Here is a 14,505-nt window from a genome sequence, read left to right as displayed (position 1 = left end):
CCTGAAGGGAATTGTCAGGTCAGAACGGTATTGAAAATGAAAATGTCGTGCCTTTGCCTGGCAGACTGTGCACCCAAATCTTACCGTTATGGGCCTGTATTATGTGCTTTACTATTGCGAGGCCGAGGCCGGTGCCGCCAAGGTCTCTGCTTCTGCCCTTGTCTACGCGATAAAATCTTTCGAATATCCTTGCTAAATCCTTTTCCGGGATGCCTGTTCCGGTGTCTTCTACATCCACTCTCAAGGTCTCGCCATCTATGAATGCATTCAACCTGACTTCACCATGGTTTGTATACTTAACTGCATTGTCAATTAGATTGACTATAACCTGTTCAAGGCGCACCTTGTCGCTCATAATCTTAGGTATATCTTTTTGAATATTACCGACTAACTTCAACCCCTTGTCTCTGGCGTTTTTTTCAAGGCTGTGAATTACACCCTGAATTAATCCTTGTATATCAACTTCCTCGAGGTTAAGCGGCATCTGCTGTGATTCAAGCTTTGATAATATCAGGAGGTCGTCTATCAGGGCGGTCATCCTGTTTGCGTGTTTGTCAATTATCGAGAGAAATTTATCAAGGATATCGCTGTCCTTCATAGCACCGTCAAGCAGCGTCTCTGCATATCCCTTTATGCTTGCCAGGGGTGTCCTCAGCTCATGGCTTACATTAGCCACGAAGTCACGCTTAATGGCTTCCACCCTCTTTTCTTCTGTAATGTCGCGAAAAAAACCTATCAGCCCCCTTATGGTTTCTTCGACAAAGTGGACCAGTCGTACCTCAAGGACATTCCCATTCTGTCCCTCCATAATAACCTTTCCAGGAGTGGCGTCTTTGGATCTAAGTGTTTTGTCTATTGCATCGAGAACGCTATTGTCTCCAAGTATATCTGAGACTTTCTGCCCGTATGCACTCCCTCTCATCAGAAAGGAATCTTTAAAAAAGGGGTTGGTGAAGAGGATGTTTTTTTCTGAGTCAATAACAAGCACCCCTATCTCCATCTCTCTAACTATGGCTTCTAATAGCTTCACTCTAAAATCCCTACGACGGGGTTAGAAAACCCCGTCTATCGCAGCGATAGGCGGGACATTCATGTCCCGCTGATTTTCATGCCACTTTGCGAGCCCGCGGCTCATGACAGTTCATACAAAAATAACCTCACAAACCCATTCTTCTCATTGCACACAGTTAACTATTCCCTGAATCTGTATCCAAAACCACGTACGGTTTCAATAAAGCTGCCGTAATCTCCGAGTTTTTCCCGCAGCCTTGTCATATGTGTGTCCACTGTCCTGTCAATGACGAAACATCCTTCGCCCCATACCCGGTCGAGCAGAACCTCCCGGGTAAGGACCCTTCCTGGGGACCTGGCAAGTTCCACAAGCAATTTGTACTCTGTGGCAGTAAGGCTCAATATCCTCCCATCAACACTTGCCGTGGACTTGCCTATATCTATACTGACAGGGCCGGCCTTGATGACCTTGATCTCCTTTTCCTGTCCCCTTTTCAAGACTGCTTTAACGCGTAACACCAGTTCCCTGGGGCTGAATGGCTTGATAATGTAATCATCAGCGCCAAGCTCGAAACCTACAATACGATCTATTTCATCACCCTTTGCAGTCAGCATTATGATAGGGATATCGCGTGTGGTTTCACGGTTTTTAAGTACCCCGCAAACCTCTGTCCCTTCCATGCTTGGCAGCATAATGTCAAGGATAATCAGGTCAGGCCGTTTCTTTGCCGCAGTACTAACAGCCTCAGGTCCGTCCTGGGAAGATAAGACATTAAAGCCGGCCTTCTCCAGGTTATACTTAAGAAGTGTCAATATATCGTTCTCATCGTCTACTACTAAGATAGTTTGCTTCACCCGTAAACTCACCATGTATTATGTTTGTAAAAATAACATCTTTTTGTTACCATCATGTTACAAAAGCATGAATTATTTGTAAAGTCATTAATGGGGGAGATGCGTTGGACAAAATGTATGATATAGCTGTAATAGGGGGCGGCCCCGGCGGTTACGTTGCCGCTATTAAGGCGGCACAGCTGGGCCTGAAGACATGTCTCATTGAAAGGGATAAGGCAGGAGGAACATGCCTGCACAGGGGGTGTATCCCGACCAAGTCTCTTCTTCATTCTGCACATCTGTATCACCTTTTTAAAAAGTCTCAGGAGTACGGGATTACATCTGAAAAAGTCGGTTTTGATTTTCTTCAGATTGTCAGAAGAAAAGATGCTGTTGTAACCAGACTTCACAACGGTGTAAAGATGCTGTTAAGGAAGTACGGGGTTGAGGTAATAGAAGCGGAAGGCCGAATTTCAGCTCCTGGTAAGGTGGTATTAATAAAAGGCGGAAAAGTGATTGGCGGGATTCAGAGTAATAATGTCATTCTTGCTACAGGGTCATGCACAATGAGGCCTTCATGGATGCCTTTTGATGACAGGTATGTTGTTACAAGCGATGAGCTCCTTCAAATGGAGGATCTGCCTTCTTCTTTGATTATTGCCGGCGGCGGGGATATTGGTGTTGAGTTCGCCGGGTTCTTTAATACCCTCGGCACGGAGGTTGCTATCATTGAGATGAAAGATTCAATCCTGCCGTTTGAGGAGCGCGACATCAGTACTGTACTCAAGCGTACCATGGTAAAAAGGGGGGTAAAGATACTGGTTGAGACCACGCTTGAGAATGTCAAGGTTATAGATGGAAAGGTTCACGCCGGTGTTAAAGGGAAAGACGGGAGGGGTGAGACGCTTACGGCTGACAGGATGCTTGTTGCCCTGGGCAGAAGACCTGTAACTGCCAATACAGGTATAGAAGAACTCGGCATAGAGCTTCAGAACGGATTCGTTAAGGTCAATGAAAGATATGAAACGTCTAAGGCAGGGATTTATGCCATTGGAGACCTGGCAGGTCCGCCTCTGTTAGCGCACAAGGCATCTCAGGAAGGGATTCTGGTTGCTCTCCACATTGCAGGGAAAGAGGCCCCGGCAATAAAGATCCCTTTAGTCCCCAGGGTGAATTATTCGAATCCTCAGGTTGCCAGTATCGGATTTACAGTGAAGGATGCAGAGGAGAGGGGATACGAAGTTAAGACTGCCAAATTCCCCTTTACTGCAAGCAGCAAGGCCATAATATCAGGTGATGATGAGGGTGGATTTGTCAAGATAGTTGCAGATAAAAAAAACGGTGAGATACTCGGTGTTCACATGATAGGGCCTGAAGTATCAGAGCTTATCGGCGGACTTTCCATAGCGATGTCTCTTGAAGCTGTGGCATCAGATATTTCTCATGTGATATTTCCCCACCCCACACTGTCTGAGGTAATAAAGGAAGCTGCGCATCTGGTCGAAGGAAATGCAATCCACATTTAAAGTCAGAACTGCCGGCTTTGTATCCCGGCCGAGTAACTTCTCTCTATTTCGCAGTCGCTTTTTTTATCTCTGATAGAAGCAGGGCCGCGGGTGTTGAGGACCCCCTGTATCTGATGATCCCGTTGCCATCAATTACGAGGACAGTAGGCATAAGCCTCTGGAAATATTTCTTATTGATATCCCGTGCAGGGTCTAACAGATAAGAGAAGGTTATCCTTGTCTCAAATTGGTTGAGGTAGGACCTGACATCTTCCTCAGAGTCTCCTGCAGTATTAATCCCAAGGAATACGGCTTTTGACTGCCCCTCATTCAGAAGTTTTTGCATCTGTGTCGCCTGAATCATGCACGGTTCACAGATGTGGAACAGGCCCAGTACAATCACTGAACCTTTGTACTGAGACAGCGATACGCTTTCGCCTGTAATGGATTTAAGGGTAAACTCAGGGGCCCTGTCACCGGCTAATGGTACAGACGCGGCAAGGGCTGTGCCCAATGAAAGGATAAAGCTCAACAACATAGTTATTGCAAATAATTTTTTCTGCATAGTGATCTCCTTCTTATTATAATCTATTATTAATAGAAATGTCAGAAAAGTAAAGAGACGACAGATTGATCAAATGTGTTGCTTATATACTTTGATGATTTAGAAAGGGAATTTACATATAATCTGTCATGCATCAGCTTGATTTTTAAGGTGTCAGGTGTTAGAGTGAAAGTTAGGAGGACTCTATAATGTCTGTGCGTGGGATCAGAGAATATCCTGACCCGATACTCCGTCAGATGAGCCGGCGGGTAGAAAAATGGGATGATAATTTACGAAGGCTTATCCAGGATATGAAGGATACCCTGGATGCAATACCGGGACTTGGTCTTGCCGCTGTCCAGGTGGGTGAACCTGTACGCCTCTTTATTTATGACCCAGGACTTTCATCCGAGGGACCTCTTATAAATTATTCTGTTTTTATTAATCCTGTTATTACCTTCAAAGAAGGTGAGGTGAAAGGGGAAGAGGGCTGTCTTAGTGTCCCTGATTTCAGAGAGTCGGTAGTCAGATCTGAGATTGTAACTGTAAAGGGAAATGACATGGATGGAAACAGCATGGAAATAACAGCAGAGGGTCTTCTTGCAAGGGTTTTTCAACACGAAATAGATCACATAAACGGCGTATTGTTCATAGATCATCTCAGTAGTCTCAAGAGAGGGCTGTTTCTCAGAAGAATGAAAAAACGCGAGCGCCAGCAAAGGGCCGAAATGTCGGGAAGGTTATAAGGCAGAATGACTTCCAGGGTCATTTTTATGGGGACCCCCTCGATAAGTGTACCATTTCTTAAAGCTGTCATAAACAGCGGACGAAATGTCGTATCTGTAGTAACTCAGAGTGATAAACCAAAAGGTAGAGGCCATAAACTTACGCAGTCTCCTGTTAAGGAGTATGCCCTGCTGCAGGGGATACCTGTGCTCCAGCCGAAGAAGCTCTCTGACTCCTCATTCTCTGATATGATTAGGTCCGCAGAGCCTGACTATTTGGTTGTGGTTGCATATGGCAGGATAATCCCTGTCGAAATATTACAAATACCAAAGAAGTGTCCGGTAAATGTTCATGCATCCCTTCTGCCGGAATATCGCGGTGCATCTCCTATACAGTATGCAATATTGGACGGAAGGAGCTATACCGGAGTTACCACTATGTTGATGACTCCGGAACTGGATGCCGGGGATATATTGCTCCAGGAACGGATTGATATAGAAAGGGATGACACATCAGGCAGTCTTGGCCTTAAGATGACAGTGAAAGGCGCTGAACTTCTTTTGAAGACACTCGACGGACTGGACAAGGGAGAAATAGTTTCTGTGCCTCAGCAGCATGAGAGTGCAACATATGTTCCTGTTATCCGGAAAGAGGATGGCCTGATAAAATGGAATGATAACGCAGAGAACATATATAACAGGATAAGGGCATTTGACCCGTGGCCAGGGACATTTACATATTATAATGGGACAAGATGGATGATATGGAGGGCGGTTATACTGGGAAACTGTTCCCCGCTATCAGCACCAGGCGAGATTATAGAAGCCGGACCTGATGGCATAGTCGTTAAGACCGGAGACGCAGCCTTAAGAATTACAGAGATGCAGTCAGAGGGTAAAAAGAGGATGGCTGCGGGGGAATATCTCAGGGGACACGCAGTCAGTGCGGGAATAATTCTGAATAACAGCATGGTCGGCTGAACAATGTATTAGGCCGGGGCCATGTGAACGGAACATAAAGTCAGTCGCCCCGGCTGTTATCTGGTGAAGTTGACTGTACCGCATTGGGTGCTTATAATATTCAGGTCAGGCTGCATAATCCGGAGGGGCAAGTAAGTGAACATCAATACATTAAAAACAACCTTTTTCTTAGCTGTTCTTTCAGTCCTGTTCATATTTATAGGTTCTATCCTGGGAGGGCAGAACGGGGCTGCCATTGCACTTGTAATGGCAGGTGTTATGAATATCGGGGCATACTGGTTCAGCGACAGGATTGTTCTTGCCATGTATAAGGCAAGGCAGGTCACTGAAAAAGAATTGCCTGAGTTATACGGCGTGATCAGGGAGCTTGCAATGAGGGCCGGTCTTCCGATGCCCAAGGTATATATCATGGAAAACCCTGCTCCTAATGCCTTTGCAACCGGCAGGAATCCGGAACATTCTGCAGTAGCAGTTACGACAGGGATTCTAAGTCTGCTTTCAAGAGACGAGTTGGCAGGAGTAGTTGCTCACGAACTTTCCCATATAAAAAATCGTGACATATTAATCAGCACGGTGGCTGCTACTATAGCAGGATCTATAAGTTATTTAAGCCATATTGCCTCATGGGGACTGATGTTTGGAGGAGGACGCAGGGATAATGAGGACCGAAGTCCGTTTGGATCAGTAATTGCTATAGCGGTCATGATCCTGGCGCCAATAGCTGCCATGTTAATCCAGATGGCTATTTCACGGTCTCGTGAATACAGGGCGGACGAAAGTGGTGCTGCTATATGTGGTAATCCCCTGTCATTAGCGGGGGCTTTGAAGAAGCTTCAGGCAGGTTCACGCCGGATTCCAATGAACGCTAACCCGGCCACAGCACACATGTTTATAGTCAGTCCGCTTACAGGCGGCGGGATGTTATCTCTCTTTTCCACGCATCCGCCAATCGAGGAACGTATTGCACGTCTCGAGGCCATCGCAGGCAGAAGATAAAGCAAACAACAGCGCCAGGAAATATTTATGTTGACAAACCTTCGTTTTCTATGGTAAGAACCTTTACACCCTGATGTGATAAGTTATTTCAAATTTCAAATTTGAAATTTAGAAAAGGAGTGGTAACCGATGAAAAAGAAAGTCATAGTCAGTATCCTCATTTCAACCTTTGTCCTCGCTATTCTTGCCTTTGTTGATCTAACGCCGGCACAAGCTGAATATGGCGACCTTACCTTGAACAGATACGCAGAGCAGGCAGGTATGCCTCCAGTAGTGTTCCCGCACTGGTTCCATCGTATCAGATTCAAGTGTAAGGTGTGCCATGAAGAGATATTTCTTATGAGACAGGGTTCCAATGATATTAATATGCAGAAGATCATACAGGGCGAGTATTGTGGTAAATGCCACAATGGTAAAATTGCATGGGCGCCAATTTACTGTGACAGATGTCATTCCGGTGCAAGTACTGTTGTAATCCCGGAGGCCCGGGGATTCTTGAAATAACGAATTGGTGGATAGAACCACTTTTATCCTGAAAAGTGATATATCCCCATCAAGTTGAGGGAGGGGGGCTTTATAATGAGGTGCAAGAAAAATCTGAGGTATTTAATATCTGCTGTAATTTTATCAATTGTTGTAATTATCGCTGCGTCATGTTCGCAATTGGGTCTAAAGGAAAATGCAGCAGGAATTGAAGCACCGCCCGAACAAACTGAGGCAGCCCCTTCTGCAGAACCTGCCGTAGTTGAAACTACTCCAGCGCCGGAAACTGCTGCGGCACCAGCGCCGGCACCGCCCCCTGTAGAACTTGCTCAGCAGACACCTGCAGTCAAATCAACTGCCCCTGCTTCAGGACAGAAGATACCTGCTCAATATAAAAACATAGATCCGTCTCTTCTAATATATTTAAGTTCCCGCGGAGTTATTGCAGGGACAGGCGATCCATCCGCTGTTGCCGGAGATGCAGAGAAGATGGGTCAAATGGAACATCCGGCTGCTATGGAACTGGCCAGATTGCCGAAGGACCAATATGGGTTGGTGAACTGGGCGGCAGCTATAAAGAATGGCAATATTAAACCATTGGACTCACTTGAACCAGGGGCGATGGCAGCGCCTCCATTCAATCTTGATATTGTTATACAGACCAAGAGTAAATTTATGGCAGATGTTGTTTATCCTCATTATGTACATACCTTATGGCTGGGCTGTACAAATTGCCACACATCTATATTCCAGATGAAGGCTGGCGGTAACCCGGAGATGACAATGGCGAAGATAGCTGCAGGAGAATACTGCGGAAGATGCCATAACAGGGTCGCTTTTCCACTGACAGATTGCAGCAGATGTCACGTTAAGCCTAAGGAGACTGCTAAAACAGGCCGCTAAATGTCAGATATAATTTCAGGAGAATCGCTTTGTTACGATCTGCTTCAAGAATAATTATTCTGTTTGTAATTATAACAGGGTTCTCGTATCTGGAAATTGTGTCAGCTGCTGATAACAATAGTTCAGCTCCAGCAGGAAGTTCCGTAGTTCATGAGGTCAAAATACCGAGAGGGAAAGATAAATTTGATCCTGCCCTGTTGAAGATCAAGACCGGTGATACAGTTAAATGGATTAATGAGGACGATAGAAGTCATCCTATCGCAAGCATACCAGGCCAGGGAACAAATGATAAAGAACTTTCTTCTGCGCCAATTCCGCCAGGCGGATCATGGAGTCACACATTCAAGAAGTCAGGGGAGTATCCATACTTTTGCTATATTCATTATGTCATGATGGGGGCAGTAATTGCTGAGGATGCAGACCAGACACCTCCTGAAAAGACTGAATAACAGTTTCGGAATGTCTCACTGGCTCTGCCGGATATTTTTCCCATCCAGTCTTCTGCTTATAACTTTATATCTATTTTCATCATCACTGTTATATGCGCAGCAGATAAAAGAATCGTCGCCAAAGCCAAAAGGCCAGCAGGAACAGGCAATCCCACTCCAGATATTGCCGAAAGACAACAATGGGAATATTGACTGGGTCAAGTCTCTGAGGCAGGGTACTATTAAGCCGCAGGATTCTCTGGATCCTAGGAAACCTACCACACCTGTTATAGATCTCGATATAATATTTAAGGTAAAAGGCGATTTGCCTGATGTTGTATACCCGCATTACCCGCACACAGAGTGGCTTGGGTGCAATAACTGTCATCCAAAGATATTCATAATGCAGGCTGGCGCAAATAAAGTAACGATGAAGAAGATTGAAGAGGGACAATTCTGCGGCAGATGCCACGGTATTGTCGCCTTTCCTCTTTCAAACTGCACCCGATGTCATTCAAAACCAAAGAGATAATACCTACCTGATATCTACGGGTAATGATATCATAAAAGTAACCCCATCGCCCGGGGTTGAACGGTTTTTCACATGAATCTTACCTTTATGACTGTCTATTATCCTGTGAACAATAGCCAGACCAAGGCCTGTCCCTGACGATTTGGTAGTGAAGAACGGGTTGAAGATATTTGCCATTATGTCATGAGGTATTGAAGGGCCGCTATTGCTTATCTCTACAATAAGTTCAGGGGGCATCTGATTAGACAGCCTTGATTCAATTAACAGCTCACCGCCGGTTTCATCCATAGCCTGCTCGGCGTTTGCAAAAAGATTAATGAAAACCTGCTTAAGCTGCTGGGGGTCTGCAGATATTAAAGGCATATCTTGTGATATATTAGTCTTAACCCTGATGCCTTTTGAACTCAAGGTATCCTTATACAGTGTAAAGACGTCGTCAATAACCTTATTTATGTTGGTTGCAACAAATGCAGGCCTGGATTCCCTCGCAAATGCCAATATTTCCTGAAGTATTCGTTCAAGCCGGCTTACTTCTTCGTAAATGATCTCCGAGTATTTCTTTACCTTATCCCCTGAAACAGGTTTATCCTTAAGGCGCCTTGCGAAGCCTCCTATAGAAACAAGGGGATTTCTGATTTCATGTGCCATACTTGTGGCCATTTCACCTAATGCAGCCATCTTCTCCTGCTGAATCAATTTTTCCTGAGCCTCCCGCAGGCTTTTATTGGTTTCCTCAAGGTTGGAATATATAAGCGCATTCTCGATGGTTAAACCTGCCTGATTAGCGAACATCATAAGGAATCTCATGTCGTCCTCAGTTATTGGTTTTTTCGTGAATAAGTTATCCACGAAGATTGCGCCTATAACCTTGCCTTTTGCCATTAACGGGGCAGTAGCAAAGCTCTCTGTTCCTATAATATCGCGTAAGGCCGGAAGCACGCGCGGGTCGTCATGGGCGTTTGTTATAATGTAACCCTGTTTATTAAGGACTGTTTTAGCAAGTACGCTTGTGCCGCCCTCAATTGGCACTTCAATGCTGGTTGCCAGCTTATTAATGTTGGATGCCTTGTGTATTGCCATATCATCATCGCTTAATATCCGGTCCCTGAGACTGCCGGAAGAAGGCTGGCTGCTCCACATCATGTGTGCCTCTTCGCCGCTGTCAGGTCCAATTCCAAGCACCCCCCGAAGCATATTTGTCCTTTCATCATAGAGAAATAATATTGCCCTGTTGAATCCCAGTCCTCCTCCTATGGTAACGCCGGTAAGTATGATATGAAGCAGTTTGTCCAGCTCCAGTGTGGTCCCAAGGGTACTGCTAATTTCATGTAATATGGATAATTCCATAACCCTCTTTATGTTTTCCTCGGCCAGCCGCTTTGTCTGATCATAAAGCCGGGCATTTTCTATTGCCACGGAGGCATGTCCGGCAAATGTGGCGAGAAACATCAGATTTGATGCCGAGAATCCCGGTGAGGTACTCTTGTTTGCAATTTCTATTGTTCCTATAAGACGGTCTTTTACTAATAAAGGTACACCCATTAGATTTCTAAGATGTACAATAGCCATCTTCGGGTCGTTGTCATCAACTTTGTCCAGCATCATGCTCTCTTTATGTTCACCGATCCAACCTGTGGTTCCATCCCCAAGTTTGAATCTTAATCGGGGTATAATAGAGTGATCAGCGCCGTGAACTGACTTGGTAACAAGCTCATTTGTATCCTCATCATACAGAGTCAGGATTCCAAAATCTGCATCCAGTAACTCGCTTATCATCCTGAGGACAGAATCGAGTACAAAGTGGAGATCCAGTACTGATGTAAGCCCTTTTGATAGAGAAAAAAGTGTCTCCATTTCTCTGGCATTATTTAATGTCTGATTATAAAGCTTAGCATTTTCTATGGCGATAGAGGCCTGGCTTGCAATAGTGGTAAGCAGCTGCTGGTCTTCATGTGTAAAATTTGCAGATCCCTCCGCTGTCTCGGGCAATTTATCATACAGAGTAATCGTTCCAATAATCCTGTCCTTCGACTTGAGCGGTACACCAAGCATGGTGGATGCCACTACCCGGTTGATTTCCCTGAATTCGGGTGCGGACTGTATGTCCGGTATCAACAGAGGGGCCTCATTAGCTGCAATCGTGCCAGCTATGCCTTCCCCTATATCCAGGTCTTTTAACTTTGTTGCATCTTCCTCAGGCATGCAATATGCTTTAACCACCAGTCTGTTTGTCTCAGGTTCAAGCAGCCTCAAGACGCCGCCCTTAGCCCTGATAACGTAGACGCTGTTTTTTATAATTACTTTTAATATCGTATCCAGATCCAGTGTAGATGTGATAGCCTGACCCATTTCATATAATGATGTAAGTTCAAGCAGCCTGTGATTCATATCCTGATAGAGTTGGGCATTTCTGATTATCCCCCCTACCTCGCGCGCGATTGTTGTCAGCAGGATTATCTCGTCTTCCAGGTAATCTTTAGGGTCAATGGTCTGGACTGTGAGTACCCCGGTGCATTTCCCCTGAACAGTCAGCGGGACCGCAAGCATGGACCTGTATTTCTCCTCTCCTGTCTCAGCGATGAACTTGAACCTGGGGTCAGCATGTGCATCTCTCAGGGCTACAGGCGTCATTTCTTTAGCGACCCAGCCGTTTACACCCTCTCCAACTTTTAGAATGACTTTATCAATTGCGCTGGAATCAAGTCCCCTTGCAGCTTTTAGTGTCAGGCTTATCTCATCCTTTTCCAATAACGAGACATAACAGCAGTCAACCCCCATCTTCACTGCTGTTGTGTTGACTATGGCATTCAATCTCTCTTTGAGTTCAAGAGTTGAATGGGCGATCCTGCTGATTTCACTCAATATCTCAAGGCTTAGTAAGTCTGTGTCAAGTTTCTCTGCGGTTTTACCGGATTCATCAGTCATATCTCTCTGCTCCGAATTTAAAAGGTGCCAGCAATTGCTATACTAACAAAATTCCATGTTATAGGCAATTATGGGTCCGGAACCTCCTGTTATCGTGCAATGCATAATTGCAATCTAATCTATGTTCAGTTATGATAATGCTGATATGAAGTTTTGCGATGGAGACCGGGTTCATTTTATTGATAGAAAAGGGAGACAATATCCCCTCTTACTTTGCAGAGGCAAGGTGTTTCAGTTTAGTGGAGAGAAGATTCCTCACGATGACATTATTGGCCAGGAGGATGGAACTACAGTTACATTATCAAGGGGGAGTAAATTTATAGTCCTGAGACCAACCCTTTCAGAATACATCCTTAAGATGCCGCGCGGGGCTCAGGTAATATATCCTAAAGACATAGGGACGATCCTGATTTGCGGGGATATATACCCTTCGGCCACAGTGGTTGAGGCTGGTATTGGTTCAGGGGCATTAACTATGGCATTGCTCAGGGCTGTCGGAGAGTCGGGTGTTGTAATTTCATATGAAGTAAGAGAAGATTTTAGCAAGAGGGCATTTGAAAACATACAGCTTTATAATGGAAAGACCAATAATCTGATAATCAGAGAGCAGGACATTTACAATGGCATAGAGGAGGAAGGTGTAGACAGGATAATCTTAGACCTTCCGGAGCCATGGAGGGTTGTGCCGCATGCAGTACAAACATTAAGAAATGGCGGCATCTTCCTCTGTTATCTGCCCACCATACTGCAGGTCTCGACAGTGGTACGGACATTGAAGGAATCGGGTAATTTTATTCATATTGAGACAAGCGAGACACTGTTCAGGACCTGGCATGTAGAGGACAATAGCGTAAGACCGGATCACAGAATGGTTGCTCATACTGGTTTTATAACAACTGCAAGAAAAGTAGTGTTTACAAAGGATTTGCGGGTGAACCATCATGAACCGGAGCTTGATGAAAATTCCCTCTCCTTCGTGGAGAGGGGAGGGTGAGGGTGGGTCTTTCAAGTTATCATGGAACCGTTAGAAGACGAGTTTGGTGACATTATTCAAAAGGCACGGACAGGTCTTGGACTGACCATAAGACAGGCAGCTGACATGTCCGGATTAGCTGTTTCTGTATTGGAAGATATGGAGTCATACGGATACAGACCTTCTGAAGAAGAATCAGGAACTATTGCCGCTGTTCTCGGTCTCGACCCTGAGAAGCTTTATGGGATAGCCTCAGGAAAGTGGTATCCCCGTGTTTATTCGCAGGAGCTCGTATCTGATGTTATTGTTGTCTCCGGTTCAATAGGATCATATAAAGTTAACGGTTACTTCCTCTATGACAGTGTTGCAAGGGAGGCGGCACTATTTGACACTGCAAATGACAGCAGGACTGTCTTAAGATATTTGAAGGACATAGGATCAGAGTTGCGATATATCTTCCTGACACATTGTCACTCTGATCACATTGGCGGGTTAAGAGAGATTTTTCATTCTTCGGGTGCGAAAATATGTATACCTTATGGAGAAGCATCTGAAGGTTTAACGGACGATATGAAGAAAAACGGATGCATAGTAAAGGATGGTATGGATTTTAAGACAGGAAGATATTCCATTAAGGCTGTTTCAACACCAGGGCATACCGGTGGAAGTACATGCTATACTACCAGGGATTACTGTTTTTCAGGAGACACCCTCTTTGCAGGTTCCATAGGCAGACCTTTCAGTTGTGACGGGTACAGCACACTATTAAAAAAAGTGAGAGAAAAAATCTTATCCCTGAATGAAGGGGTTAGAATCTTTCCCGGACATGGTCCCGCTACTACAGTTGCAGAGGAATCGGAGCATAACCCGTTCTTTTAAATCATGATGAAAGGCGCTCATAAAATGAAGGACTCAATTACTGGATTGTCGAAGAAAGACATCAAAGACCTTCTGGATGAAAACAAAGACCATGAATGCTGCGGAATAGGCCGTGATAAGATTTGTGTCAGGATAGAATCCATGGCTAATCTGCCATCGCGATATGGGCAGTTTCAGGTAGCGGCGTTTTCCAATAACATGGACAACAAAGAGCATGCCGCAGTTATTCATGGAAAAGTTGTGGAACAGGAAGATGTGGTTGTCAGACTGCATTCAGAGTGTGTGACCGGCGATGTGTTTGGTTCGCTCAGGTGTGATTGCCAGGACCAGCTTGTTACTGCGCTCAGGGCTATCGGCAGGATGAAGATGGGGGTGTTGATTTACCTGAGGCAGGAAGGCCGGGGTATTGGACTTGCAAACAAGGTTAGGGCTTATGCCCTTCAGGAAGAAGGTCTTGATACCAGAGAGGCAAATATCGCACTTGGTTTTCATGATGATGAAAGGGAGTATAGTGTTGCAGCGCACATCATAAAGTCTCTGAAGATAAAATCAGTCCGGCTTATGACAAACAATCCTCAGAAGATTGCAGAGCTTAAACAGTATGGTGTTGAGGTGACAGAGAGAATACCATTAATTATCTCTCCAAATAAACACAACCGCTTCTATCTTGAGACAAAGGAGAAGAAGTTGGGGCATCTCCTGGAAGGGGTAGCAGGCCGTTTCCAGGAACAGATGGATATCCCGGTTTTCAAAAAACGAAAAATAAGATAATCGTTAAACGGGGTA

Annotated in this window: 15 protein-coding genes; 11 read left to right on the top strand and 4 right to left on the bottom strand. The window is 45.1% G+C overall.

What is annotated here, in order from left to right; all coding sequences use genetic code 11:
- Positions 1-19: 19 nt before the first annotated feature.
- Together IT392_05570 and IT392_05565 are read right to left on the bottom strand one after the other, a co-directional pair.
- Positions 20-1,030, bottom strand: coding sequence for an ATP-binding protein (locus IT392_05570; GenBank protein ID MCC6543958.1), 1,011 nt, complete (start codon positions 1,028-1,030; stop codon positions 20-22).
- Positions 1,031-1,191: 161 nt separating this feature from the next.
- Positions 1,192-1,881 carry a response regulator transcription factor gene (locus IT392_05565; protein ID MCC6543957.1) on the bottom strand — a complete coding sequence of 230 codons (690 nt, stop codon included), beginning with the start codon at positions 1,879-1,881 and terminating at the stop codon, positions 1,192-1,194.
- A gap of 89 nt (positions 1,882-1,970) precedes the next feature.
- Here IT392_05565 and lpdA point away from each other — a divergent pair, with 89 nt between their 5' ends.
- Complete coding sequence (gene lpdA, locus IT392_05560; GenBank protein ID MCC6543956.1) at positions 1,971-3,371, top strand: dihydrolipoyl dehydrogenase; 1,401 nt, start codon at positions 1,971-1,973, stop codon at positions 3,369-3,371.
- Positions 3,372-3,414: 43 nt separating this feature from the next.
- Here the strand turns inward: lpdA and IT392_05555 are convergent, their stop codons facing one another.
- The gene (locus tag IT392_05555; protein ID MCC6543955.1) at positions 3,415-3,888 is read right to left on the bottom strand and encodes a TlpA family protein disulfide reductase; all 474 of its coding nucleotides are present in this window, start codon (positions 3,886-3,888) and stop codon (positions 3,415-3,417) included.
- Between the two features lie 215 nt (positions 3,889-4,103).
- Between IT392_05555 and def the strand changes: the two genes are divergently transcribed.
- The 7 genes from def to IT392_05520 all read left to right on the top strand — a co-directional run bounded on the left by def (position 4,104) and on the right by IT392_05520 (position 8,942).
- A complete protein-coding gene (gene def / locus IT392_05550; protein MCC6543954.1) occupies positions 4,104-4,640 on the top strand; it encodes a peptide deformylase in 537 nt (178 codons plus the stop codon).
- A 6-nt stretch (positions 4,641-4,646) separates the two neighbouring features.
- A complete protein-coding gene (locus IT392_05545; GenBank protein ID MCC6543953.1) occupies positions 4,647-5,600 on the top strand; it encodes a methionyl-tRNA formyltransferase in 954 nt (317 codons plus the stop codon).
- 141 nt (positions 5,601-5,741) lie between these two features.
- Complete coding sequence (gene htpX, locus IT392_05540; GenBank protein MCC6543952.1) at positions 5,742-6,596, top strand: zinc metalloprotease HtpX; 855 nt, start codon at positions 5,742-5,744, stop codon at positions 6,594-6,596.
- Between the two features lie 129 nt (positions 6,597-6,725).
- Entirely contained in the window at positions 6,726-7,100 is a 375-nt protein-coding gene (locus IT392_05535) for a cytochrome c3 family protein (GenBank protein MCC6543951.1), read from the top strand.
- Between the two features lie 75 nt (positions 7,101-7,175).
- Positions 7,176-7,982 (top strand): cytochrome c3 family protein, encoded by an 807-nt coding sequence (locus IT392_05530; protein MCC6543950.1) that lies wholly within the window; start codon positions 7,176-7,178, stop codon positions 7,980-7,982.
- A 29-nt stretch (positions 7,983-8,011) separates the two neighbouring features.
- Positions 8,012-8,431: a hypothetical protein gene (locus tag IT392_05525; GenBank protein MCC6543949.1), complete on the top strand. Its 420-nt coding sequence runs from the start codon at positions 8,012-8,014 to the stop codon at positions 8,429-8,431.
- On the top strand, positions 8,397-8,942 hold the full coding sequence (locus IT392_05520) for a cytochrome c3 family protein (GenBank protein ID MCC6543948.1): 546 nt from the start codon (positions 8,397-8,399) through the stop codon (positions 8,940-8,942). Before IT392_05525 ends, IT392_05520 begins: the two co-directional genes overlap by 35 nt.
- A 3-nt stretch (positions 8,943-8,945) precedes the next feature.
- On the opposite strand, the gene IT392_05515 is transcribed toward IT392_05520, so the two are convergent.
- Positions 8,946-11,867 carry a GAF domain-containing protein gene (locus IT392_05515; GenBank protein MCC6543947.1) on the bottom strand — a complete coding sequence of 974 codons (2,922 nt, stop codon included), beginning with the start codon at positions 11,865-11,867 and terminating at the stop codon, positions 8,946-8,948.
- Between the two features lie 145 nt (positions 11,868-12,012).
- Here IT392_05515 and IT392_05510 point away from each other — a divergent pair, with 145 nt between their 5' ends.
- The 3 genes from IT392_05510 to ribA are packed head-to-tail and all read left to right on the top strand — an operon-like array spanning position 12,013 to position 14,490.
- Positions 12,013-12,861: a tRNA (adenine-N1)-methyltransferase gene (locus tag IT392_05510; protein ID MCC6543946.1), complete on the top strand. Its 849-nt coding sequence runs from the start codon at positions 12,013-12,015 to the stop codon at positions 12,859-12,861.
- Positions 12,862-12,882: 21 nt separating this feature from the next.
- On the top strand, positions 12,883-13,719 hold the full coding sequence (locus IT392_05505; protein ID MCC6543945.1) for an MBL fold metallo-hydrolase: 837 nt from the start codon (positions 12,883-12,885) through the stop codon (positions 13,717-13,719).
- 24 nt (positions 13,720-13,743) lie between these two features.
- Positions 13,744-14,490 (top strand): GTP cyclohydrolase II, encoded by a 747-nt coding sequence (gene ribA, locus IT392_05500; GenBank protein MCC6543944.1) that lies wholly within the window; start codon positions 13,744-13,746, stop codon positions 14,488-14,490.
- The last annotated feature ends 15 nt before the right edge of the window (positions 14,491-14,505 follow it).

This window comes from Nitrospirota bacterium (assembly GCA_020846775.1).
In the GTDB taxonomy this organism is placed as follows: Bacteria; Nitrospirota; 9FT-COMBO-42-15; order HDB-SIOI813; family HDB-SIOI813; genus RBG-16-43-11.
The sequence above is the reverse complement of the archived record's forward strand: the minus strand, read 5'-3'. Positions and strand labels throughout refer to the sequence as shown.

Bases quoted from the DNA above. Each gene is read 5' to 3' on its own strand.
- IT392_05530 (MCC6543950.1), top strand. From the start codon at position 7,176: ATGAGGTGCAAGAAAAATCTGAGGTATTTAATATCTGCTGTAATTTTA.
- IT392_05535 (MCC6543951.1), top strand. From the start codon at position 6,726: ATGAAAAAGAAAGTCATAGTCAGTATCCTCATTTCAACCTTTGTCCTC.
- IT392_05520 (MCC6543948.1), top strand. From the start codon at position 8,397: ATGCAGACCAGACACCTCCTGAAAAGACTGAATAACAGTTTCGGAATG.
- IT392_05515 (MCC6543947.1), bottom strand. From the start codon at position 11,867: ATGACTGATGAATCCGGTAAAACCGCAGAGAAACTTGACACAGACTTA.
- IT392_05545 (MCC6543953.1), top strand. From the start codon at position 4,647: ATGACTTCCAGGGTCATTTTTATGGGGACCCCCTCGATAAGTGTACCA.
- IT392_05505 (MCC6543945.1), top strand. From the start codon at position 12,883: ATGGAACCGTTAGAAGACGAGTTTGGTGACATTATTCAAAAGGCACGG.
- IT392_05555 (MCC6543955.1), bottom strand. From the start codon at position 3,888: ATGTTGTTGAGCTTTATCCTTTCATTGGGCACAGCCCTTGCCGCGTCT.
- def (MCC6543954.1), top strand. From the start codon at position 4,104: ATGTCTGTGCGTGGGATCAGAGAATATCCTGACCCGATACTCCGTCAG.
- ribA (MCC6543944.1), top strand. From the start codon at position 13,744: ATGAAGGACTCAATTACTGGATTGTCGAAGAAAGACATCAAAGACCTT.
- IT392_05565 (MCC6543957.1), bottom strand. From the start codon at position 1,881: ATGGTGAGTTTACGGGTGAAGCAAACTATCTTAGTAGTAGACGATGAG.
- IT392_05510 (MCC6543946.1), top strand. From the start codon at position 12,013: ATGAAGTTTTGCGATGGAGACCGGGTTCATTTTATTGATAGAAAAGGG.